The sequence below is a fragment of the Pigmentiphaga sp. genome (assembly GCF_033795525.1).
Classification (GTDB): domain Bacteria; phylum Pseudomonadota; class Gammaproteobacteria; order Burkholderiales; family Burkholderiaceae_B; genus Pigmentiphaga.
This window is the reverse complement of sequence record NZ_JARYGM010000001.1, coordinates 841,278-861,458: the sequence shown is the minus strand read 5'-3', so window position 1 is coordinate 861,458 and position 20,181 is coordinate 841,278. Positions and strand designations below refer to the sequence as shown.

Sequence of the window (20,181 nt, the reverse complement as noted above, 5' to 3'; positions counted from 1 at the left end):
CTGGCATTCGCAGCGGGCGGCGGGTGCGAAGGGGGATGGCGTGCGCGGGTCCATCGTCGGGTGCCCGCCTGCTGCGGGAAAGCCAGCGCTTCCCGATGGGAAGTTGACGCTATTGCAGCAAAAACTAGGGTTTCTACCAAGTCTACGGCCGGCGAAGACTCGGGTTTTTACTGATTCTTACCCCGGTTTGTTGTTTTCATGCCGAAAGCACAAGCAAAAATACCCGCCTTCGGGCGAACCGAAGGCGGGAAATACTCACTGCTGCAAAGAACTACCGGTATGCGCGTGGGAGACCGGTCACGCGCGTACCGGGTGGGGTTTCTTAGAACTTGTGCTGCACGCCCACGGCGAACTGGCGACGGTCGGCCAGGCGGCCGTTGTCGACGCGCACGCCGATGTCGCTGTACTGGTTGAACAGCGCGTACAGGGTGGTGCGCTTGGACAGCGAGTAGTTGTAGCCGATGGCAAAGCCGTCGATGGCCTTGTCTTCGTTGCCGGCGTTCACGTTGACGTTGTCCACGCGCTGGTAGGTGGCCATGATCTTGCTGGCGCCGAACGGAACGGAGACGCCCAGCAGGTAGGTGTTCTGCTTCTCGGCACCGCTGACGTAAGCGGCGTTGCGCAGCTGGCCGTAGCCCGCGTGCAGCTTGACCACGCCGAAGTCATAGGCGCCGCCCAGTTGCAGGTTCTTGATGTCGGCCTGGGTCGGGTCGTTGTCGGCACCGTTCTGCTGTTCGTAGGTCAACACGGCCAGGATGGGACCGTTGTCGTAGCGCACGCCCAGCGAGTAGGCGGGATTGTCGGCATCGTTGCCGGTGGTTTCGCTGCCGGCGGTGTTGAAGCTGTAGCCGACGCCGCCCTGGAAGCCGCTGAACTTGGGCGAGAGGTAGAAGATGCTGTTGCTGAAGCGGTCTTCAACGCCGTCCACGTTGAAGACGGTGTTGCTCTGGCCGAGCAGGTAGGCGTTGCCGAAGGGGTTGACGGCGCCGCGGAACCAGTTGAAGCCCAGCGAATCCTGGCGACCCAGGCGGACTTCACCGAAGCCGCCCGACAGGCCGACCCAGGCTTGGCGGTTGAAGAGCTGGCCGCTGGTGCTCTGGACGCCGGTGTCGGCGCTGAAGCCGCTTTCGAGCTGGAAGTTCGCCTTCAGGCCGTTGCCGAGGTCTTCCACGCCACGCAGGCCGAAGCGCGAGCTGCCCAGCGCGCCGCTGTCGAGCTTGTTGGTGGCAGACGAGCCGTCCAGCTTGTCATAGACGTAACCCATGTCGACGATACCGTACAGCGTCACGCTCTGGGCTTGCGCCGTGCCGGCGAAACCGACCAGCAGAGCGGCGGCAATGAGGGTCTTTTTCAATTGAGAACTCCAGGTGGTATTTGTGATGTGGCACGCAAAATCTTGCTTCGGTGCTCGGACGAGAGCATGACGGCGCAACATGAGGCGAAAATGACAGTTGCGTCATATCCCGATTCCTGTTGTGTATGAACAACGAAGAAGGGATTGCCTATACTGATACCTGGTTGATGTTGCAGGCCGGCCAGCGCCGGATCGGAGGTCGTATGTCGGAAGCCGTGCCTTTTCGTCGTGCTTCTTTGCTTGATCGGGTGCTTGCCGAGGCGGATCGCGCGGTGCGCGTGCTGACCGGTTCCGTTTCCGCGCGCCGGCCCAATCCGGCCGGGCGCGTCGCGCCTGGATCTGCCGCGGGCGAGGACGGCGAAGCGCCGCTTTCCGAAGCCGAGCGCCGGCATGCCGCCGGTCTCATGCGGGTGAATCATGTCGGGGAAATCTGTGCCCAGGCGCTCTACCGCGGACAGGCGCTGGTGTGCGAGAAGCCGGCTACGCGCCGGCTGTTCCTCGATGCCGCGGCCGAGGAAACCGACCACCTGGCATGGCTGGACGAGCGGTTGAGGGAACTGCGTTCCCGCCCCAGCTTCCTGAACCCGTTCTGGTATGCGGGCGCTTTCGGGCTGGGCGTGCTCGCGGGCAGGGTGGGGGACGCCTGGAACCTGGGGTTCATGGCGGAAACCGAACGCCAAGTGGAGCGCCACCTCGATGGCCACCTGGGATCGCTGCCCGCCAACGACACTCGCTCGCGTGCCATCGTCGAACAAATGTCGGTCGACGAACGCCAGCACCGGGTGACCGCCGAACAGTACGGCGGCGTGTCGCTGCCCGCGCCGGCGCGGGCAGCCATGCGGTGCGGGTCACGGGTCATGACCTCTACCGCTTACTACATTTGATGAGAACCCGGGCCGGCTCAGTCGGCCTCGACGACCTCGACGGACCAGGTCATTTCCGCCGTCTTTTCCAGCATGGCCGAAGCCGAGCAGTACTTCTCATGCGAGAGCTGCACGGCCCGCTCGACCGCCGCGGCGGGCAAATTCTTGCCGCTCACCGTGAACGCGAAATGGATCTTGGTGAAGACCTTGGGGTCGGTCTCGGCCCGTTCCGCCTGGAGGGCGACGGTGCAGCCCCGCACCGCGTGGCGGCCGCGCTTGAGGATGAGCACGACGTCGTAGGCGGTACACCCTCCGGTACCGGCCAGGACGAGCTCCATGGGCCGCGGGGCCAGATTGTTGCCGCCGCCGTCCGGCGCGCCATCCATGACGGCCACGTGGCCGCTGCCGGTCTGGGCCGTGAACAACATTCCCTGGGGGCCTCCCCAGCTTACGGTGCATTCCATGATTTCCTCGTGCTGCGATAAAGAATTCGACCGTAAGCATGATAGCGGGTGGCGCCCGCGGTTTTCCCGCGGCTTGCGTTGGATACGGTGCTGCGGCGCAAAATAAAAGGCGAGCTCGGCCGGCTGGGCCTTGGGGCATTGCAAGACGTTGCTATTTGGCACTCGCCATGGCGCCAAGACGCCGCTAGAATTTGCTGTAAGTGCTTGATTTGCCGAGTTTCTTTTTGAGGCCCCAGACCGGGCTTTTGTACCTAAGCAACAACCCTCAAAGTTCTTGCGGTGCACAAACAGCGCTGATATAATTCGTTTAACGGATGTCGCTTTGTATGCCGACACGGCCCCGGGCCCCTCGGCATCGTCGGATAGCACCGCAAAGCGCATCTACCGGTGTCTCCTCCACCCTCCTCCTTTGGTGGATTAGCCCGAAGCCTCACGGCTTCGGGCTTTTTTTTGCCCGAGACCGCCCGTGGCGTCGCTTGCTGGTGTCTCAGTGCCCGCGTCCTGTAGCCACATAGATTTGCTGCTTTGCGTCAAACGCCATGAAAGAACGTCGATTTCGGCGGCGTGAAAAAATTTCTCGTAGTGCTCGCCCGCGGGCTTCGTTGGTAAAAACGGCTGATGAGGTCTATTAAGTATTTGATTTTTATTGGTATTTTGGCTACTGAAATCGGGTGCCGCATTGTGAAGTAAGAGCGAAAAAAGTTCTTGCAACGCACAAAACTCCTCCCTATAATTCACTCAACGGATGTCGCTTTGTATGTCGACACGGCCCCGGGCCCCTCGGCATCGTCGGATAGCACCGCAAAGCACATCTACCGGTGTCTCCTCCACCCTCCTCCTTTGGTGGATTTGCCCGAAGCCTCGCGGCTTCGGGCATTTTTTTTACCTGGCCCCGTCCGGATCGGCCAGGCGTGGTAGTTCACGGCCCGCGCCGGCGGGCCGCATCGCGGCCGCTAGCGCATCATCGTGCCGCCGCCCGTGGAACCGCCACCCATGGAACCGCCACCCATGGAACCGCCACCCATGGAACCGCCACCCATGGAACTGCCACCGGTCGAGCCGCCGCCCATAGCGCCGGAGCCCGACGAGCCACGCATCAGCGTGCCATAGCGCTCCCTGAGGGCCGGGTCTTGCTGGACTGCCGCGTTAATGGCATTGAATTCCTGCACGGTCAGTCCTTCGCTCCATATTGCCTGGGCCTTGCGTCCGTTGGCCTCGTCGAAGGTCGCGTTGGTGGGCTGGCCGCCTTGCGTGGTGCTGGTGGTGCCCGTCGCGGCGGTCCCGCCCGACGCCGTGGCGCCGCCCGATACCGCGTTCACCTTCCGGGCTGCATTGGCAAAGCGCTGCAACTGGTCTGAGGATACCGACTGCGGCGTAACGCCGGTTTGCGTGGGCGCCTGCGTCTGCGGGGCCGAGCAGGCCGCCAGGCCGGCAGCAAGTGCGCCGGCCGACAGCATCGTCGTGATCGTTTTCATTGGAAGATTCTCCTTGAGGCTTCGAACGACTAGTGTGTGTCCTGGCGGGGAGGGGGGATCTTTTCTTATGTATGGATGTTTATCAAAGCATGAAGCGCGGCACTGGCATCACGGGCGATGCGGGGAGCCGCGTCGGAGATCGTTACAGCTGGAGAGCCGCCCGTAACATGGAGGGAAAGGGCCGGCCGTGCCTGCTTGGGGAGGGCTTTTTGACTTTGCGCATCAATATGCGTTAATATTGCCGGCTTACCTTTGCCACACTTGCAGATGACAATGCCTAGGTGGCTCGAGGTGAGTGCCGTCAGGAAAGCCCACAGGGGGCTCACGGGCAATAACGCAAGCGCCGCCGTTTCAGCGCGGCGCTACGTCACAGAGATCCATCATGAAAACCTTCGTTGCGAAACCGCATGAAGTGACGCGTGACTGGTACGTGATTGACGCCAAGGGCAAAGTCCTAGGTCGTGTGGCCAGCGAAGTCGCACGCCGTTTGCGCGGTAAGCACAAGCCTGAATTCACGCCTCACGTTGATACCGGCGACTATATCGTCATCATCAACGCCGCCGACATCATCGTCACCGGCAACAAGGCGCAAGACAAGCGCTACTACCGTCACTCGGGCTATCCCGGCGGTATCACCGAAACCACGTTCCTGAAGATGCAGCAGCGTTTTCCCGGTCGTGCGATCCAGAAGGCCGTCAAGGGCATGCTGCCCAAGGGACCGCTGGGCTACGCCATGATCAAGAAGCTGAAGGTGTACGCAGGATCCGAACATCCGCACACCGCGCAGCAGCCCAAGCTGCTGGAAATCTGAGGAGCCGCGCATGATCGGTAACTGGAATTACGGAACCGGCCGCCGCAAAACCTCGGTAGCGCGCGTGTTCCTGAAGAAGGGCTCGGGCAAGATCACCGTCAACGGCAAGCCCGTCGACGAATACTTTGCCCGTGAAACGGGCCGGATGATCGTGCGTCAGCCGCTCGAACTCACCGGCCACCTGGAAACGTTCGATTTCCACATCAACGTCCACGGCGGTGGCGTGAACGGGCAGGCCGGCGCGGTGCGCCACGGCATCACCCGCGCGCTGATCGACTACGACGCCACGCTCAAGCCGGCTCTGTCGCAAGCGGGCTTCGTCACTCGTGACGCCCGTGAAGTCGAACGCAAGAAGGTCGGTCTGCACAAGGCGCGACGTCGCAAGCAGTTCAGCAAGCGCTGATCGGCTTCGATCCCACTCGTTCCGTTCCGGCCCCGGCCGGCGGACGGGCAAAAAAGGCCGCAGCGATGCGGCCTTTTTTTTGCTGCCGGGCCCGCGGGGCCCAGCGTGCGGGCTCTCTTTGCTGACCGGCCGCAATACGCGCACGCCGCCCTTACGGCGGCGTCACATAGACAGCCGCCAGCTAGGGTATTCTTTCGTTCATCGCCGCAAGGCAATGCCCCTTTCCGATCCGGGCGCGGGCGGGCCGGTTCCCCCAGGCCCCAGCGCCGCTTCCGGGTAATTGCGCCAGGCGCGCAGCGGGGCTCCAGGAGATATCAATGAGCAAGACAGAAGCGGGTTCCGCCAAGATCAAGGTAGGTATCGTCGGAGGCACGGGCTATACGGGCGTGGAACTGCTGCGCCTGCTGGCTCAGCACCCGAATGCGGAGCTGGCGGCCATCACCTCCCGCAAGGAAGACGGCATGCCGGTGGCCGACATGTTTTCCAACCTGCGCGGCAAGGTCGACCTGGCTTTCTCGTCTCCGGAGAAGGCGCCCCTTGCCGAGTGCGACGTGGTGTTCTTCGCCACGCCGCACGGCGTCGCCATGGCCCAGGCGCGCGAGCTGCTGGCCGCGGGCGCCAAGATCATCGACCTGGCCGCGGATTTCCGCCTGCAGGATACTGCCGCGTTCGAAACCTGGTACCGCATGCCTCACGCGTGCCCGGACGTGCTGCGCGAATCGGTCTACGGGCTGGTGGAAATCAACCGCGAGAAAATCCGCGGCGCGCGCGTAGTGGGGAACCCAGGGTGCTATCCGACCACGGTGCTGCTGGGCCTGGCGCCGCTCCTGGAAGGCAAGGCCGGCGCTTCGTCGCCGCTGGTGGACGCCTCGTCGCTGATCGCGGACTGCAAGTCCGGGGTAACCGGAGCCGGGCGCAAAGCCGAGCTGCACATCCTTTTTTCCGAAGCCAGCGACAATTTCAAGGCTTACGGCGTGTCGGGCCACCGCCACCATCCCGAGATCGTGGAGCATCTGCAGACCTTGCACGGCGGTCCGGTCGGCCTGACCTTCGTGCCCCACCTCACGCCCATGATCCGCGGCATGCACTCGACCATTTATGCGCGCATCGACCCGAAAGCCCGGGACGTCGATTTCCAGCAGTTGTTCGAGCAGCGTTATGCCAACGAACCCTTCGTCGACGTCATGCCCGCCGGCAGCACGCCCGACACGCGGTCGGTGCGCGCCTCCAATATGGTCCGCATCGCGGTGCACCGTCCTGGCAATGGTGACCAGCTGGTCGTACTCGTGGTACAGGACAACCTGGTGAAGGGCGCCTCGGGCCAGGCGGTGCAGAACATGAATCTGATGTTCGGCCTGCCTGAGGACGCCGGCCTTGGCCAGGTGGCGGTGCTGCCCTGATGAAGCGCCGGCCGCTGTTCCCGGCGCTGGTGCCACGCCGATTGCGGCGTGGCGCGGGGCCGGGTGCGCGCCAGGAGGTAGAAGGTCTGACGGCAGGGTCGCCGTGGCGCGTGGCCGTGCTGCTGGTGTTGCTGGCGCTGGGAGCCGCACTCGGAACGGGGCTGTATGAGTCCGCCCGCCGTCTGGTCGGCGGCGCTCCGCAGATATCGGCGTCGGAGGTCGCCCAGCTGCGGGCCGAGAACCAGCGCCTGGTCGCGGACAACGAGCGGCTGCAGGGCAGCCTGGTGGCTGCCGAGAGCCGCCTGGCCATCGAACGCGCTGCGAAGGACCAGCTGGCGGCCGACTTGCGCAACGCGCAAAAAGAAATGGGCGAGATGCGCAACGACCTGGCGTTTTTCGACCAGCTGATCCCCATGGATCCGCGGCAGACACAGGTCAGCATCCGGTCGGCCGAACTGGAGCGGCAGGGAACCTTGTTGCGCTATCGCGTGCTGCTCATGCGTGGAGGACGGCCTTCGGGCGAGTTCAAGGGGCGGCTGCAGTTTTCGGCGTCGGGCTTTCGCGGCGGGTCCACGGTGACGATGGACTTGCAGCCCTTCCTGGTGCCCGGAGATACGCCGGTGGACGAGTCGGCCACAGGCAGCGGGGCGCAGGATCCGCTGGCGCTGCGCTTCCGGCAGTACCAGCGCGCCGAGGGCACGCTGCAAGTGCCCTTGGATTTCGTGGTCCACAGCGTCACGGTTCGCGTGGTGGAAGGAGGAATGGTGCGGTCCCAGAGTACCGTCAACCTTCCAGCATGAGCGGGCGGGCGGTCTTGAACCTCTTCCGCCCGCCCCGATCTAAAGAAGGACAAGACGAAGGCGGCCGGCGACATATCGCCAGTGCCCCTTCCGGCGCCGGGGTTGAAATCAGGCGCCAATAGCGGTTGAATTACCTATTCATCTATGATTTGAGCGCATGCGCGGCTGCCGGCCGTCAGCCGGCGCGTATGCAAGGAGCAGTTATGAACGCAGCAGTTGAACAAGCCAATCTCGAAGCGCCTCCCTCCGCACTCGTCTTTACCGACGCCGCGGCAGCCAAGGTCAAGGAACTGATCGATGAGGAAGGCAACCCGGCACTCAAGCTGCGCGTTTTCGTGCAGGGCGGGGGCTGTTCCGGCTTCCAGTACGGCTTTACGTTCGACGAAGACGTCAACGAGGACGACACGCAACTGGACAAGAATGGCGTGCAATTGCTGATCGATGCCATGAGCTACCAGTACCTGGTGGGCGCGGAAATCGACTACAAGGAAGGCCTGGAAGGCGCGCAGTTCGTCATCAAGAACCCCAACGCCACGTCTACCTGCGGCTGCGGATCCTCGTTCTCCGTCTAAGACGCCGCGCAGGCGTCCTCGATTTTCTTGAACAAGGCGCCCTGGCGTAAGCCAGGGCGCTTTTTTGGCTGCGTGCTCGCAGCGCTGTCCATATGGCTCTTATCGCACTCACCGACATCGAGCTGGCCTACGGCCACGTTCCGCTTTTGCATCAAGCCAGTTTTTCGGTCGAGGCCGGCGAGCGTGTAGGACTGATCGGCCGCAATGGCACCGGCAAGTCGTCCTTGCTCAAGCTGCTGGACGGCCGCGCGCAGCCTGATGACGGACTGATTTCCCGCCAGGACGGCCTGAAGGTCGCCACTGTCGAGCAGGAGCCGGCCTTCGACGAGACCGGGACCGTGTTCGACGCGGTCAGCGAAGGCTTGGCCCAAGGGCGGGACCTGCTGCGGGCCTATCAGCGCCTGACGCACGAACTGGCGGCGGCGCCGGCCGGTGCCGCGCGCGATGAGCTCCTGGCGCGCCTGCAGGTGTTGCAAGCGGAGCTCGAAGCCCACGACGGCTGGACGGTACAGGCGCGGGTGGAGGCAACCTTGGCCCGGCTGAACCTTCCTGCCGATGCGCCGGTGTCCGGGTTGTCGGGCGGAACGCGCAAGCGAGTCGCGCTGGCGCGGGCGCTGCTGGGCGATCCCGACCTGCTGCTGCTGGACGAACCCACCAACCACCTCGACTTCGAAGCCATCGGATGGCTGGAGGACCTGCTCAAGGCTTTTCCCGGCAGCGTGGTCTTCATTACCCACGACAGGCGATTCCTCGATGCGGTCGCCACGCGCATCGTCGAGCTCGATCGCGGCGTGCTGGCGAGTTTCCCGGGTTCGTTCTCGGCCTACCAGGCCAGGAAGGCGGAGATGCTGGAGGCCGAGCGGCTGGAGCAAGCGCGCTTCGATAAGCTGCTGGCCCAGGAGGAAGCGTGGATCCGCAAGGGCGTGGAAGCGCGGCGCACGCGCAGCGTGGGCCGGGTGAAGCGGCTCGAGCAGTTGCGCGTCCAGCGCGCCGAGCGGCGCGAGCGCATGGGCAAGGTGTCCATCGACGTGGCCGAGGGCCAGCGCTCCGGCAAGCTGGTGGCCGAACTCGTGGACGTCTCCAAGTCCTTCGGCGACAAGCCGGTGATCCGGTCGTTCTCGACCACGGTCCTGCGTGGCGACCGCATCGGCCTCATCGGGCCCAACGGTGCGGGCAAGACGACCTTGCTCAAATTGATCCTGGGCGAGTTGCCGCCCGATTCGGGAACGGTGCGCCAGGGTGCCAACCTGGCCGTGGCCTACTTCGACCAGATGCGCAGCCAGCTCGATGACGAGATGGCGCTGGCGGACGTGATCAGCCCGGGCAGCGAATGGATAGAAATCAACGGCCAGCGCAAGCACGTGATGAGCTACCTGGGCGACTTCCTGTTTCCGCCGGAGCGGGCCCGGTCGCCTGTCAAGAGCCTGTCGGGCGGCGAGCGGGCCCGCCTGCTGCTGGCGCGCTTGTTCGCCAGGCCCGCCAACGTGCTGGTGCTCGACGAACCCACCAACGACCTGGACATCGAGACGCTGGAGCTGCTCGAAGAGTTGCTGCAGGATTATCCGGGCACCGTGTTCCTCGTCAGCCACGACCGGATGTTCCTGGACAACGTCGTGACCCAGACCATCGCCTACGAAGGCGAGGCGCGCTGGCGCAATTACGTAGGCGGGTACGAGGATTGGGCTGCCCAGCGTGCGCGCAGCGCGCCGGCATCCGCGGCACCGGCCGCCGGCAAGCCCGTGCGCGAGCCAGCCAAGGACATGAAGGACGCCGCCTCGACGTCTGCTTCGGCGACGCCTGCCGCCAAGCCGGCGGCACGTTCGCGGCTCAGTTCCTGGGAGGCCAAGGAGCTCGATGCCCTGCCCGAGGCCATTTCGGCGCTGGAGGCCGAACAGCATGCCCTGGCCGAACGCCTGGCCGACGGCTCGATCTATCGCGAGAACCCGCAAGAAGCGGCCGCGATCCAGCAGCGCATGACGGCCATCGAGGAAGAGCTCATGACCAAGCTGGAACGCTGGGAATTGCTGGAAAGCAAGCGAAGCTGAATCGGCGGCCCGATAGCTGTGCAAAGTCCGCGCCGCGGGTGCACCAGCGCAGGGCAGGGCACGCAGGCATCGAGGTCCGGCATTGGCAAAAGCTGGGGCCGGCGATCGGATGCGATGATGGTGGCTGCACGCATCGCCCGATGTTTTGCCGGTCGAAGAAGCCTTCGCAGGCATAGGGGCGTGCGTGGCACGCGAGTTGCGTTGCCCGTGTATTCAGACCTGGAGGCCGGACATGCATACATCCCCCGAAGCCGAGATCCCGGCGAGTCGTATCGAGCTGCCTCTGGAGCGGATCACTGCCGAGCGTTTCCGCCCCTACGGTACGTTGATCGAGGCGACAGAGGACGGCGTACCGTTCGGCCCGCACGATGCGCGGCTTGTCCTGGACCGCGGCACGCCGCGCTTCTACATCATGAATCTGCATCGCCGCCCACCGCGGTTCCGCCACATCACCCGGCACCTGTCGGTGACGCAATGCCTGGCCTCCGTGGGCGGCAAGCCGTGGTTCATCGCGGTGGCACCTCCGGATTCTCCGGACGATGCCCAGGCGTTGCCCGATGCGGCCCGTATCCGCGCTTTCCGCGTCGAGGGCGACCAGGCCATCATGCTGGCGCGCGGGACTTGGCACGCGGGACCATTCTTCGACACGGGAGATACCCTGGCCTTCTTCAATCTCGAGCTGGCGGACACCAATGTGGTGGACCATCACACCGTGAGACTGGACCATGTCTTTGGCTACGAGTTTGCCTTCGCGCCTGCGCCGTAGGCAGGCCGCCGACTCGCCGATTAATAGTTCGCGCTGGCGCTCAGGAAGCGCTGCGTGCGCTCGTTGCGCGCGCGATTGAACATGTCGTCCGGCGGCCCGGTCTCGATGACCTTGCCGGCCTCCATGAATACGACTCGATCGGCCACCTCGCGAGCGAAGCCGAGCTCGTGGGTGACCACCAGCATCGTCATGCCGTCGTCGGCCAGGTTGCGCATGACGCGCAGCACTTCACCCTTGAGTTCAGGGTCGAGCGCCGAGGTGACTTCGTCGAACAACATGAGTTTGGGCGTCATGGCCAGGGCACGGGCAATGGCGATGCGCTGCTGCTGTCCGCCCGACAGCGATCGGGGAAAGGCATCGGCCTTGGCGCTCAGTCCGACCTTCTCGAGCAACTGCATGGCCAGCGTGCGTGCCTGGGCCGGCGCCATGCCCCGTACGTGGATGGGCGCTTCCATGATGTTCTGCAGCACCGTCAGGTGAGGAAAGAGATTGAATTGCTGGAAGACCATACCCAGGTCGCGTCGTAGCATGTTGGCTTCGGCATCGGCCAGGCGTACCCGGACCGCACCGCCTGCCGGTCCGTAGCCGACCGGCTTGCCGTCGAACACGATCTCGCCCGCGTCGAAGGGTTCGAGGAAGTTGATGCACGAAAGCAGGCTGCTTTTGCCGGATCCGGATGGTCCGATGATGACCACGACTTCGCCGGCCGCGACGCTCAGGTCTATGCCGCGCAAGACCTCGTTGTCGCCGTAGCTCTTGTGCAGATTGGTGATACGGAGAATGGGACGGTCCGGCATCATGTCACCCGATAGCGTTTTTCAAGCCAGGCATTGATTCCGATCAGCGGCAGCGTAAGCAGCAGATAGCCCAGCGCGACGCCGACAAAAGGGCTGAACGTATTCGCCTTCCAGCTCATGAAGTCCATGCCTGCCCGCAGCAGATCCGAGATCGCCACTGTCGAGACGAGCGACGTGTTCTTCATCAGGCTGATCAGCTCGTTGGTGATGGGAGGGAGGATGCGACGCGCCGCCTGCGGCAGCACGATGCGCCGCATGGCGAGCGGATACGACATACCCAGCGCCCGCGCCGCCCGCATCTGTCCCGGGTCGATGGATTCTATGCCCCCCCTCAGGATCTCGCTGGTGTAGGCACCGTTGGTGACGCCCAGCGCGATCACCGCCACGGTCGTGGCGTCCATCAGGATGCCGGCGGACGGAAGCCCGTAGTAGAGGAACAGCAGCGTCACCAGCACCGGGGTGGCCCGCATCAGCGTCACGTAGAGCCAAGCCGGCGCCGCGACCACCCGCCGGCTCGATACGCGGGCAAGGCCGCCGGCCGTGCCGAGAACGAACCCCAGCAGGGCCGACATGAATGCGATCTGTGCCGTCACGGCCATTCCCGCCAACAAGGAGGGGATGGCTTCGACGAAAATAGGAAAGGCGAAGTCCATTGCGATTCGCCGCCGTCAGCGGAACCATTTATCGTCGAGCTGCTTGAGGAAGCCTTCGCGTTCGAGATCCGCGAGGACGGCGTTGATGGCCTGCAGCAGCCGCTGGTCCTCCATCCGGGTGTTGATGCCGACGTCGCGCTTGTCCCAGGTGGGCGAGACTTCCAGGCCGCTGGTCCGCCGCAGCGCGTTGTAGCGCACCACAGGCAAGGTGTTGACCACTACGTCGGCGCGACCAGCCTCGACGTCGGCGAACGCCAGCAGGAAATCGTTGTAGGTCTTGACCTGTTTGGCCGTACCGAGCTCGCGCACGAAGCGTTCGCCGGCCGAGCCGATCTGGACGGCCACGGTCTTGCCCGCGAGGTCGGCGGGAGTTTTGACCGGGTTGCCGGGCTTGTAGGCCCCGGCGATGCCCGAGTTGTAGTAGGGCGTCGAGAACGTGATGCGCTGTGCCCGCTCCGGCGTCCAGGTCATGGCCGTAATCAACATGTCGACGCGCTTGGAACTCAGCGCGGGCAGCAGACCGCTGAAATCGATCTTCTCCCACTTTGCCTGTACGCCGAGCCGCTTCGCGACTTCGTTGCCCAGGTCTATGTCGAAGCCCACCATCTTGCCGTTTTCGACGAAGCCGAAGGGCGGGTAGGCGCCGCCGTTGGCAACCACGACGACGCCCTTGGTCTTGATGTCGTCGAGCGTGTCGCCTTGCGCTGTGGCGCTGCTGCAGGCGACCAGTGCGGCCAAAAGATACTTGAAGGTGCGAATCATGGCGATGTCCTCGGTTGAGCGGCGGTTGGTCAGGCAGGGGCGCATCACGGAAGCTGGATGCGGTTCAGCGTAAAAAGGCGTTGTGCCGGCGCGCGGGCTTCGTCGGTCATTGCCTGCAAGGCGCGCAGCAGCGGATCGGGGCGGCCACGCATGCGCAGGCGCTGCTCACGAAAGGCGTCCGCGGCTTGCGCGATTTCATGCCGCAGGGTGTCTTCGTCCACCAAGACGCAGCGCCCGTGGTGGTAGACGACCTGGCCGTCAACGATGACGGTGTGCACACTGCGGCTGGTGGCGGCATAGCAGAGCTGGCGCTGCGGGTCGTTGAGCGGGACGAAGGCAGGGTCGGTCGCGTCGAACAGCGTGATGTCGGCGCGTGAACCCACCTGCAGGCCGGACATGCTGCTTGACTGGCCCATGGTCGCCGCGCCCGTGGTCGTGGCCATGGTGACGACGTCCGCGGCCGTGGGTGGCGCAGCCTGCGGGTGCAGCCTGTGGAGCAGCGCGGCCATGCGCAAGCTGTCCAGGTAATCGACGCTGTCACCCGTTGCCGCGCCATCGGTGCCGAGCGCGACCTCGACGCCCGACTCAAGCAGCGAGCCGACGGGGCAGAGGCCGCTGGCCAATTTCAGGTTGGACAGCGGGTTGTGCACCACGCGTGCGCCCCGCCGGGCGATGAGCCCAATGTCCGCCTCGGTCAGCCAGATTGCGTGATTGAGCGAGAGGGACCGTCCGAGCAACCCATGCTGGTCCAGTACCTCGATGAAGCTGCGGCCGTGCTGCTGTTGCGCGGTCAGGGCCTGGACCCGGGATTCCAGGACATGCATGTGGACCGGCACCTTGTGTTCGGCGGACAGCCGGGCAACGAGGCGCAGCAGCTCGGGCGTGCAGCGTTGCGGGCCGCGCGGCCCGAGCGACAGCGCAAGCCGGCGTGACCGCCGCGCCGCGAGACGGCAAAGGGCTTCTTCGAAATGAGCCTGTTGGGCCGAAAGGGGTGCGACGGGCACTGCGTCGAGTTGGCGGGCCAGGTCCCTAGGCAGATGTTCGCGTGCGGCCGGAATGCCGTCCAGGTAGCCCCGGTCCGCCAGGGTGACGGCGACGGTCGCGCGTATGCCCGCGTCTTCGTAGGCGTCCAGCGTAGATTCGAGTGCTGCCGCGTCCAGAGCCGGGTTGAGAAAATCGTCGTGCAGCGCGGTCACGCCGCTGCGCAGCGATTGCATTGCCAGCATCATGGCGCGCAAGTAATGCCAGCGCGCGGGCACCTTCATGCCGCCGAGCGGCGGATAGGCCATGGCCAGCCAGACTTCCAGCGGTTCGCCTTCATAGGCGCCTTGTTCGAATTGCTCGTTGGAGTGGGCGTGCGCATTGACGAAGCCGGGAAAGGCAACCAGTGCCCCAGCTTCGATAACGGTCTCCCCGGCCCGGGGGGCAGCTGCCGCCGGTGGGTCGATGGCGGCGATGATCCCATCCCGTATGACGAGGTCCACCGGTTGCGGCGCCGCCTGCGTGCCGATGCGGACATGCCGCAGGCGTAGATCGCCGTAGCGCGACGGATGGGAAAGGGACTCGCTCTGGTGCATGCCATGAGTCATGCAACTTCCATGCCCCGTCCGGGCCGGGACGGTTCGCGTCCGCGGCCATGCCTAGGCATTCCGGGGGGTAAGGCGACGAGGCATAGGCCGTACCTATGACGTGGCATCGCGCAGCAGTCGCGGCGCGTACGGTGGCACGGGCTTTGCAGCGGTCCGCGCGATGCCGTACGGCGCTCATAGGCAGTGCCGATGCACCAAGGTGGCGCGAGTCCCGCGGCAGCCGCATCCAGGGGCAAGCCAGTCTGCTGCCGCCTGGACCTCGATGATGTCTAGAACCTGGCCTGGCCGAGGTTCCCTTTAGTCTGGACGGGCCCTGAGCCCGGAGCGTCGATGGAACTGAGACACCTCCGTTATTTCGAGGCCATTGCCGCGGCTGGCAACGTCACGCGCGCGGCGGCCGCACTGCACATTTCCCAGCCGTCGCTGAGCCAGGCAGTCAAGGAGCTTGAAGCGGAGCTGGGCATGGCCTTGCTGACCCGCGGCCCGCGCGGCAGCCTGCTTACCGATGCGGGGCGCGAGTTCGCCAGGCAGGCGAGCGACATCCTGCAACGCGTGCCCGAAGCCAAGGCGGCCACCCGGCGTGCCGCGCAGGGCGCAGCCGGCCAGTTGCTGCTAGGGTTTACCGGTTCCAGTGTGTTCGATGTGTTGCCCGGCATGTTGCAGCGGGCTCGCGAGGTTTTGCCCGACTTGTCGGTCCGCATGATCGAGATGCTTACCGACAAGCAGATCGAAGGCTTGTATGCCCGGCGCATAGACGTCGGCGTGGGCCGGCCGCTGAGCGGCCAGCCCGGGCTGGTATCGCGCGTCATCGCGCAGCGCTCCTTTATCGCTGCGCTTCATTTCCGGCATCCCCTCGCGCGCCATAGAGAGATTTCGTTGGCCGACCTGCGCGACGAACCGCTGATCACGCCCCAGCACCGGCCCGGCCCGGGCTTCCATTCCCATTTCCTGTCCATGCTCAGCAAGGCCAAGCTGCATCTCCAGGTTGCCCATGAGGCGACGCACATGCCGACTGTACTGGGATTGGTGGCCGCGGGCATGGGCATAGGCATTGTTACCGACGAGCTGCGCGACCTCGAGGTCCGTGATGTGATCTACCGCCCCTTGGCCGAGGGGAAGAACGCCGCGCAGCTGGCACTGTCCTGGCGCGAGGACAACGATTCACAAACGCTCGCACGCTTTATCGCACTGGCCGGGAACAGCCGGTGAAGCGCGACGACTGTACGCGGGTGACCTATCCGCATCTTCACGGAGAATGACATGGAGCAACAAGGACTGGCTGCGCTGGAATCAAGGGTGCGGCGTGACCTGGAATATCTGGCCTATCCCGACCAGCCCTGGGTACTGGAACTGGATGAGCGCAAGCTTGCCGAGATCGCGCCCGGGGTGGCTCCGCAGGACGTCCTGCATTGCGCGATCATAGGCGGAGGCCAGTTCGGCTTGACCATTGCCCATGGACTGAGGCGCGAGCGCGTCGACCGGGTCCGCGTGTTTGACCGTAATCCCCGCGGCCGCGAGGGGCCGTGGACCACGTTTGCCCGGATGAAGATGCTGCGCACGCCCAAGCACCTCACGGGACACGATCTTGGCAACGCCAGCCTGACATTCCGCGCCTGGTACGAGGCCCTGCATGGCGCCGACGGCTGGCAACGCCTGTTCCGGATTTCGCGCGAGGACTGGCAGGGCTACTTGGCGTGGTACCGCCAGGTGACGGGCGTGGACATGGTCAATGACGTCGAGGTGGTCGACGTGCAGCCTTGGCCGGATGCCCAGTCTTGCAGCCTGTTCCGGCTCACGCTCGCTACGCCGGAGGGCAAACGCCTGGCCTGGGCTCGCACGGTGGTATTCGCCAGCGGCGCGGAAGGGTCGGGCGGCCATAGCGTGCCCGATTTCATCGAGTCTGCATTGCCGCCGGACCTGTATGCCCACACCAGTGAATGGCCCATCGATTTCACGCGATTCGCGGGCAAGCGGATCGGTGTGCTGGGCTCGGGAGCGGCCGCTTTCGATACCGCCATTGCCGCGCTCGAGGCCGGCGCAAGAGAGGCTGTGCTGTGTTTCCGCCGCGACCGCCTGCCGCTATCGAATCCACGGCGCTGGATGGAATTCGCCGGTTTCCTCGCTCACTATCCCGAGTTGCCCGATGCGCAGCGCTGGATGTACTTGCAGCGCTTGTACGACATCGGCCAGCCTCCGCCTCAACCCACCTTCGACCGGGCCGTTGCGCTGCCAGGCTTCGAGATGCGGCCGGCCACCCCGTGGCTGGCCGTGCGCGAAGAGCAGGGGCAGGTTGTGGCCAGCACGCCCCGCGGTGAGGAGCGTTTCGACTTCGTCTTCGCGGCTACCGGCGCATTCGTGGATCTGTCGGCGCGTCCGGAGTTTGCGGGGTTGTTGCCCTATATCGCACTATGGTCCGATCGATATCAGCCGCCGCCTGAGTTGGCCGAGCCGCGGCTCGATCGGTTTCCTTACCTGGGGCGGTACGGACAATTCACTGAAAAAACGCCCGGCTCGGCACCGTGGCTGGACAGCTTGTTCACCATCACGCGGGCGGCCACGCTGTCTATGGGACCCAGCGCGGCGTCCAACAGCAATATCAAATACACCGCGCCTCGCATCATCGCCGGCGTTACGCGCGCGCTGTTCCTGGCCGACGCCGGCAGGCATGCAGAGCGCTTCGAGACGCATGATCATGGCGAGTTGCCGGAATGTGCGGCGGCCGCGGTCGCGGTTGGGCGCTGACCCCGGTTCAGGCTACCTGACCTGGCCTGGATAATAGGCGCCGAGTATTCGCGGCCCCGCCGCTCCCGTGACAGCCGGAAGGTTGCCGGCTTCGCCCTGGACGTGGCGGTGAGCCAGCCAGGCGAAGGCCAGCGCTTCCATCTGCTGGGCCGGGATGCCGGCCTGGTCGGTAGGGGCGACCGGGCAGGGCAGCGCGGCGCCCAGGGCACTCATGAGCACCGGATTGCGGGCGCCTCCGCCGCAGATCCAGGCGGCTTGGCAATCGGGCATCTGCCGACGGATCTCGCGGGCGACCGTTTCTGCGGTCAAGGCCAGCAGCGTGGCCTGCACGTCCGCCGCGCCGACCGGGCCATGACGTGTTTCCCAGTCCGCGAGGCGCCGGTCCAGCCATGGCGCATTGAACAGGTCGCGCCCCGTAGATTTGGGCGGCGGTTCCGCCAGCCAGGGTTCCGAGGCAATCAGTTCGGACAGCAAGGCATCCTGGACTTGTCCGGATGCCGCATAACGGCCGTCTTCGTCGTAGGAGCGGCCGGTATGGCGATGGCACCAGAGATCCAGCAGCAGGTTGGCCGGTCCGGTGTCGTAGCCGATGACGCCGGAAGGCGACAGCAGGGTGATGTTGGCGATGCCGCCGAGGTTGACGACGGCTTGCGGTCGGTCGGTGCCGAACACCGCCGCATGGAAGGCGGGCACCAGGGGCGCGCCTTGTCCGCCCGCGGCAATGTCGCGGCTGCGCAAGTCGGCCACGACGGCGATGCCGGTGCGTTCGGCCAGCCGGGCCGGCGCATTGAGCTGCACGGTATAGCCCAGGTCCGGGCGATGGCGGACGGTTTGGCCGTGGGCACCGATGGCGCGGAAATCGGCTGCCGTAAGCCCTGTATGGGACAGCAGGCGGCCGACCACTTCGGCGTAGAGATCGGCCAGCGCCTGCGCGGCGCGCGACATCCGGCCGATTTCGTCGTGGCCCGGGGTATTGAGGGCGAGCAGCTCTGCTCGCAGATCCGCTGGCAGCGGGAGGTCGGCATGCGCCAGTATGCGCGGCGTGTCGCCCGAGAATTCGGCGGCCACGCCATCCACCCCGTCCAGGCTGGTGCCGGACATCAGGCCGATGTACCGTCCAGTCCCGGCCATGCCGCTTACTGGCTGGCCACCGTATCGTCGGCGGGCATGCTGAAGTCCTTCAGCTGTGCCAGCAGGCTCATCTGGTGGCGCAGCGGTTCGGTCTGCTTCTTGAACAGCGCCAATCCGCGGGCATTGAGTTCCGGCGCCTGGGGCAGCGCGACGGTAAGCGGATCGACCGGCTTGCCGGCGATGCGGAATTCATAGTGCAGGTGCGGCCCGGTGGCCCAGCCCGTGGAGCCCACGCGGCCGATGAACTGGCCCTGCGACACGCGCGCACCTTTCTTCAGTCCGGGCGCGAACGCGCTCATGTGCGCGTAGAGGGTGGAGTACTGGCCGTGGTGGCGGACGATAACCACGTTGCCGTAGCCGTTCTGCCTGCCGATGAAGTCAATGGTGCCATCGGCCGTGCTGCGGATCGGGGTGCCCTTGGGCGCGCCATAATCCACGCCCTTGTGCTCGCGCCAGGTCTTGAGGATGGGATGGAAGCGCCGCGAGAATCCCGAGGTGACCCGCGTGAATTCCATGGGCGAGCGCAGGAAGGCCTTGCGCAGGCTCTTGCCGTCGAACGTGTAGTAGCCGCCGCTTACGCCGGGCTGCTGGTCGAACCATACGGCCTGGTAGGGGGTGCCCTTGTTGACGAACTCGAGTGCGAGCACCTTGCCGGCGCGGACGTAGTTGCCCTGGTGGGTGTAGGTTTCGTAGACCACGTTGAAGTGGTCGCCGCGGCGCAGGTCGCGGTGGAAGTCGATTTCGCTGGACAGGATCTCGGCGATCTGCGTGGCGACCGAGTCCGGGATGTTGGCGGCATCGGTAGCGCCGAACAACGAGCTGTAGATCTCGCCGTGGGCGGTGCGCGTCTGGCGCTCGGTATCGAGTTCGACGTCCTTGGCGGTCAGGCCTTGCTCGGTGCGCTCGATCTGCAGCATGCGCGAGACCACCTTGCCGCCCGCTTCCGTGCCCGGCGTATGGATATAGCGCAGCCAGCGGATCTCGCCCAGGGCGTCGGTAGACGCCTGGACCACGCGGCCCGGGTACAGCTGATAGAGGCTGCGAGCCTCGGACGAGCCGCGGATGAAACGCTCGAGTTCGGCATCGTCCACGCCGAGCCGGTTCAGCAGCGTGGCGACGGAATCGCCGCGCTGGACGCGTTCTTCGCGGATGAAATCGGGGGCATCGGCTTCCTGTTGCGCGACCTGCTCGGTGAGATCCGGCAGCTCCAGCGACTGGACGATGCGGGTCGTGGGCAGCAGTGCGGCGTCAGGAGCCAGCGGCGCGACGCCGATGGCGGCTGCGGTCACGAACAGCCCGGCGGCACCGGTGCCGATGACGATGCGGCGCTTGAGGGGCGACGAGGTGAGGGTGAGCGTGGCGGGATGGGCGGAAATGCGGGATAGAACTTGTCGCACCGCTTGGGCAATGCCCTTGAGCATCGCCCCGGCGATGCCGGGAAACTTACGATTCATGCGTCCTGGCCCCTGGGGTCGGTTGGGCTAGAATTGCTCCGGAGTGCGGGTCCGAAGCGCGGTGGGTTCCGACCTTGGACCGTTGCGATGCGGCAACGTT

At 65.2% G+C, this 20,181-nt stretch carries 20 protein-coding genes; 10 read left to right on the top strand and 10 right to left on the bottom strand.

Translation table 11 applies throughout. The annotated features are described in order from the left end of the window. Nucleotides 1-322: 322 nt before the first annotated feature. Complete coding sequence (locus QHC78_RS04105) at nt 323-1,354, bottom strand: porin (protein ID WP_319742585.1); 1,032 nt, start codon at nt 1,352-1,354, stop codon at nt 323-325. Nucleotides 1,355-1,590: 236 nt separating this feature from the next. Here QHC78_RS04105 and coq7 point away from each other — a divergent pair, with 236 nt between their 5' ends. Further along, nucleotides 1,591-2,238, top strand: coding sequence for a 2-polyprenyl-3-methyl-6-methoxy-1,4-benzoquinone monooxygenase (coq7, locus tag QHC78_RS04100; protein WP_319742745.1), 648 nt, complete (start codon nt 1,591-1,593; stop codon nt 2,236-2,238). Between the two features lie 17 nt (nt 2,239-2,255). On the opposite strand, the gene QHC78_RS04095 is transcribed toward coq7, so the two are convergent. The 3 genes from QHC78_RS04095 to QHC78_RS04085 form a co-directional block, all read right to left on the bottom strand. Further along, complete coding sequence (locus QHC78_RS04095) at nt 2,256-2,681, bottom strand: OsmC family protein (RefSeq protein WP_319742584.1); 426 nt, start codon at nt 2,679-2,681, stop codon at nt 2,256-2,258. A gap of 417 nt (nt 2,682-3,098) precedes the next feature. Next, on the bottom strand, nt 3,099-3,392 hold the full coding sequence (locus tag QHC78_RS04090; RefSeq protein WP_319742583.1) for a hypothetical protein: 294 nt from the start codon (nt 3,390-3,392) through the stop codon (nt 3,099-3,101). 242 nt (nt 3,393-3,634) lie between these two features. After that, nucleotides 3,635-4,156, bottom strand: coding sequence for a DUF4168 domain-containing protein (locus QHC78_RS04085; protein WP_319742582.1), 522 nt, complete (start codon nt 4,154-4,156; stop codon nt 3,635-3,637). A 382-nt stretch (nt 4,157-4,538) separates the two neighbouring features. Between QHC78_RS04085 and rplM the strand changes: the two genes are divergently transcribed. From rplM to QHC78_RS04050, 7 genes are all read left to right on the top strand, one after another. Continuing rightward, nucleotides 4,539-4,967, top strand: coding sequence for a 50S ribosomal protein L13 (gene rplM / locus QHC78_RS04080; RefSeq protein WP_319742581.1), 429 nt, complete (start codon nt 4,539-4,541; stop codon nt 4,965-4,967). A 10-nt stretch (nt 4,968-4,977) separates the two neighbouring features. Then, on the top strand, nt 4,978-5,370 hold the full coding sequence (rpsI, locus tag QHC78_RS04075; protein ID WP_319742580.1) for a 30S ribosomal protein S9: 393 nt from the start codon (nt 4,978-4,980) through the stop codon (nt 5,368-5,370). Nucleotides 5,371-5,687: 317 nt separating this feature from the next. Then, entirely contained in the window at nt 5,688-6,770 is a 1,083-nt protein-coding gene (gene argC, locus QHC78_RS04070) for an N-acetyl-gamma-glutamyl-phosphate reductase (protein ID WP_319742579.1), read from the top strand. Then, nucleotides 6,770-7,570, top strand: coding sequence for a DUF6776 family protein (locus QHC78_RS04065; RefSeq protein ID WP_319742578.1), 801 nt, complete (start codon nt 6,770-6,772; stop codon nt 7,568-7,570). The genes argC and QHC78_RS04065 overlap by 1 nt, the downstream gene beginning before the upstream one ends. Before the next feature lie 203 nt (nt 7,571-7,773). Beyond that, nucleotides 7,774-8,142, top strand: a complete 369-nt coding sequence (erpA, locus tag QHC78_RS04060) for an iron-sulfur cluster insertion protein ErpA (RefSeq protein WP_319742577.1) — start codon at nt 7,774-7,776, stop codon at nt 8,140-8,142. Nucleotides 8,143-8,234: 92 nt separating this feature from the next. Continuing rightward, nucleotides 8,235-10,187, top strand: a complete 1,953-nt coding sequence (locus tag QHC78_RS04055) for an ATP-binding cassette domain-containing protein (protein ID WP_319742576.1) — start codon at nt 8,235-8,237, stop codon at nt 10,185-10,187. 232 nt (nt 10,188-10,419) lie between these two features. After that, nucleotides 10,420-10,953 carry an ureidoglycolate lyase gene (locus QHC78_RS04050; protein ID WP_319742575.1) on the top strand — a complete coding sequence of 178 codons (534 nt, stop codon included), beginning with the start codon at nt 10,420-10,422 and terminating at the stop codon, nt 10,951-10,953. A gap of 20 nt (nt 10,954-10,973) precedes the next feature. Here the strand turns inward: QHC78_RS04050 and QHC78_RS04045 are convergent, their stop codons facing one another. From QHC78_RS04045 to QHC78_RS04030, 4 genes are read right to left on the bottom strand one after another with little or no spacing between them, the layout of a single operon-like run. Further along, on the bottom strand, nt 10,974-11,750 hold the full coding sequence (locus QHC78_RS04045; protein WP_495886035.1) for an amino acid ABC transporter ATP-binding protein: 777 nt from the start codon (nt 11,748-11,750) through the stop codon (nt 10,974-10,976). Beyond that, nucleotides 11,750-12,403 carry an amino acid ABC transporter permease gene (locus tag QHC78_RS04040; RefSeq protein ID WP_319742573.1) on the bottom strand — a complete coding sequence of 218 codons (654 nt, stop codon included), beginning with the start codon at nt 12,401-12,403 and terminating at the stop codon, nt 11,750-11,752. Before QHC78_RS04040 ends, QHC78_RS04045 begins: the two co-directional genes overlap by 1 nt. 15 nt (nt 12,404-12,418) lie before the next feature. Next, a complete protein-coding gene (locus QHC78_RS04035) occupies nt 12,419-13,165 on the bottom strand; it encodes an ABC transporter substrate-binding protein (RefSeq protein WP_319742572.1) in 747 nt (248 codons plus the stop codon). Between the two features lie 44 nt (nt 13,166-13,209). Then, complete coding sequence (locus tag QHC78_RS04030; RefSeq protein WP_319742571.1) at nt 13,210-14,754, bottom strand: amidohydrolase family protein; 1,545 nt, start codon at nt 14,752-14,754, stop codon at nt 13,210-13,212. Nucleotides 14,755-15,084: 330 nt separating this feature from the next. Here QHC78_RS04030 and QHC78_RS04025 point away from each other — a divergent pair, with 330 nt between their 5' ends. After that, nucleotides 15,085-15,963 carry a LysR family transcriptional regulator gene (locus QHC78_RS04025; RefSeq protein ID WP_319742570.1) on the top strand — a complete coding sequence of 293 codons (879 nt, stop codon included), beginning with the start codon at nt 15,085-15,087 and terminating at the stop codon, nt 15,961-15,963. 51 nt (nt 15,964-16,014) lie between these two features. Next, complete coding sequence (locus QHC78_RS04020) at nt 16,015-17,496, top strand: NAD(P)/FAD-dependent oxidoreductase (protein ID WP_319742569.1); 1,482 nt, start codon at nt 16,015-16,017, stop codon at nt 17,494-17,496. Nucleotides 17,497-17,508: 12 nt separating this feature from the next. On the opposite strand, the gene QHC78_RS04015 is transcribed toward QHC78_RS04020, so the two are convergent. Both QHC78_RS04015 and QHC78_RS04010 read right to left on the bottom strand, forming a co-directional pair. Next, nucleotides 17,509-18,627, bottom strand: coding sequence for an anhydro-N-acetylmuramic acid kinase (locus tag QHC78_RS04015; RefSeq protein ID WP_319742568.1), 1,119 nt, complete (start codon nt 18,625-18,627; stop codon nt 17,509-17,511). Between the two features lie 5 nt (nt 18,628-18,632). Further along, nucleotides 18,633-20,048, bottom strand: a complete 1,416-nt coding sequence (locus QHC78_RS04010; protein ID WP_413816414.1) for a peptidoglycan DD-metalloendopeptidase family protein — start codon at nt 20,046-20,048, stop codon at nt 18,633-18,635. Nucleotides 20,049-20,181: the final 133 nt, after the last annotated feature.

What these genes read in the sequence shown, in the direction of transcription:
- QHC78_RS04010 (WP_413816414.1), bottom strand. Translation starts at nt 20,048, where the DNA reads ATGCTCAAGGGCATTGCCCAAGCGGTGCGACAAGTTCTATCCCGCATT.
- argC (WP_319742579.1), top strand. Translation starts at nt 5,688, where the DNA reads ATGAGCAAGACAGAAGCGGGTTCCGCCAAGATCAAGGTAGGTATCGTC.
- rplM (WP_319742581.1), top strand. Translation starts at nt 4,539, where the DNA reads ATGAAAACCTTCGTTGCGAAACCGCATGAAGTGACGCGTGACTGGTAC.
- QHC78_RS04095 (WP_319742584.1), bottom strand. Translation starts at nt 2,681, where the DNA reads ATGGAATGCACCGTAAGCTGGGGAGGCCCCCAGGGAATGTTGTTCACG.
- erpA (WP_319742577.1), top strand. Translation starts at nt 7,774, where the DNA reads ATGAACGCAGCAGTTGAACAAGCCAATCTCGAAGCGCCTCCCTCCGCA.
- QHC78_RS04050 (WP_319742575.1), top strand. Translation starts at nt 10,420, where the DNA reads ATGCATACATCCCCCGAAGCCGAGATCCCGGCGAGTCGTATCGAGCTG.
- QHC78_RS04065 (WP_319742578.1), top strand. Translation starts at nt 6,770, where the DNA reads ATGAAGCGCCGGCCGCTGTTCCCGGCGCTGGTGCCACGCCGATTGCGG.
- QHC78_RS04045 (WP_495886035.1), bottom strand. Translation starts at nt 11,750, where the DNA reads ATGCCGGACCGTCCCATTCTCCGTATCACCAATCTGCACAAGAGCTAC.
- QHC78_RS04055 (WP_319742576.1), top strand. Translation starts at nt 8,235, where the DNA reads ATGGCTCTTATCGCACTCACCGACATCGAGCTGGCCTACGGCCACGTT.
- QHC78_RS04035 (WP_319742572.1), bottom strand. Translation starts at nt 13,165, where the DNA reads ATGATTCGCACCTTCAAGTATCTTTTGGCCGCACTGGTCGCCTGCAGC.
- rpsI (WP_319742580.1), top strand. Translation starts at nt 4,978, where the DNA reads ATGATCGGTAACTGGAATTACGGAACCGGCCGCCGCAAAACCTCGGTA.
- QHC78_RS04025 (WP_319742570.1), top strand. Translation starts at nt 15,085, where the DNA reads ATGGAACTGAGACACCTCCGTTATTTCGAGGCCATTGCCGCGGCTGGC.
- QHC78_RS04015 (WP_319742568.1), bottom strand. Translation starts at nt 18,627, where the DNA reads ATGGCCGGGACTGGACGGTACATCGGCCTGATGTCCGGCACCAGCCTG.
- QHC78_RS04020 (WP_319742569.1), top strand. Translation starts at nt 16,015, where the DNA reads ATGGAGCAACAAGGACTGGCTGCGCTGGAATCAAGGGTGCGGCGTGAC.
- QHC78_RS04030 (WP_319742571.1), bottom strand. Translation starts at nt 14,754, where the DNA reads ATGACTCATGGCATGCACCAGAGCGAGTCCCTTTCCCATCCGTCGCGC.
- QHC78_RS04040 (WP_319742573.1), bottom strand. Translation starts at nt 12,403, where the DNA reads ATGGACTTCGCCTTTCCTATTTTCGTCGAAGCCATCCCCTCCTTGTTG.
- QHC78_RS04085 (WP_319742582.1), bottom strand. Translation starts at nt 4,156, where the DNA reads ATGAAAACGATCACGACGATGCTGTCGGCCGGCGCACTTGCTGCCGGC.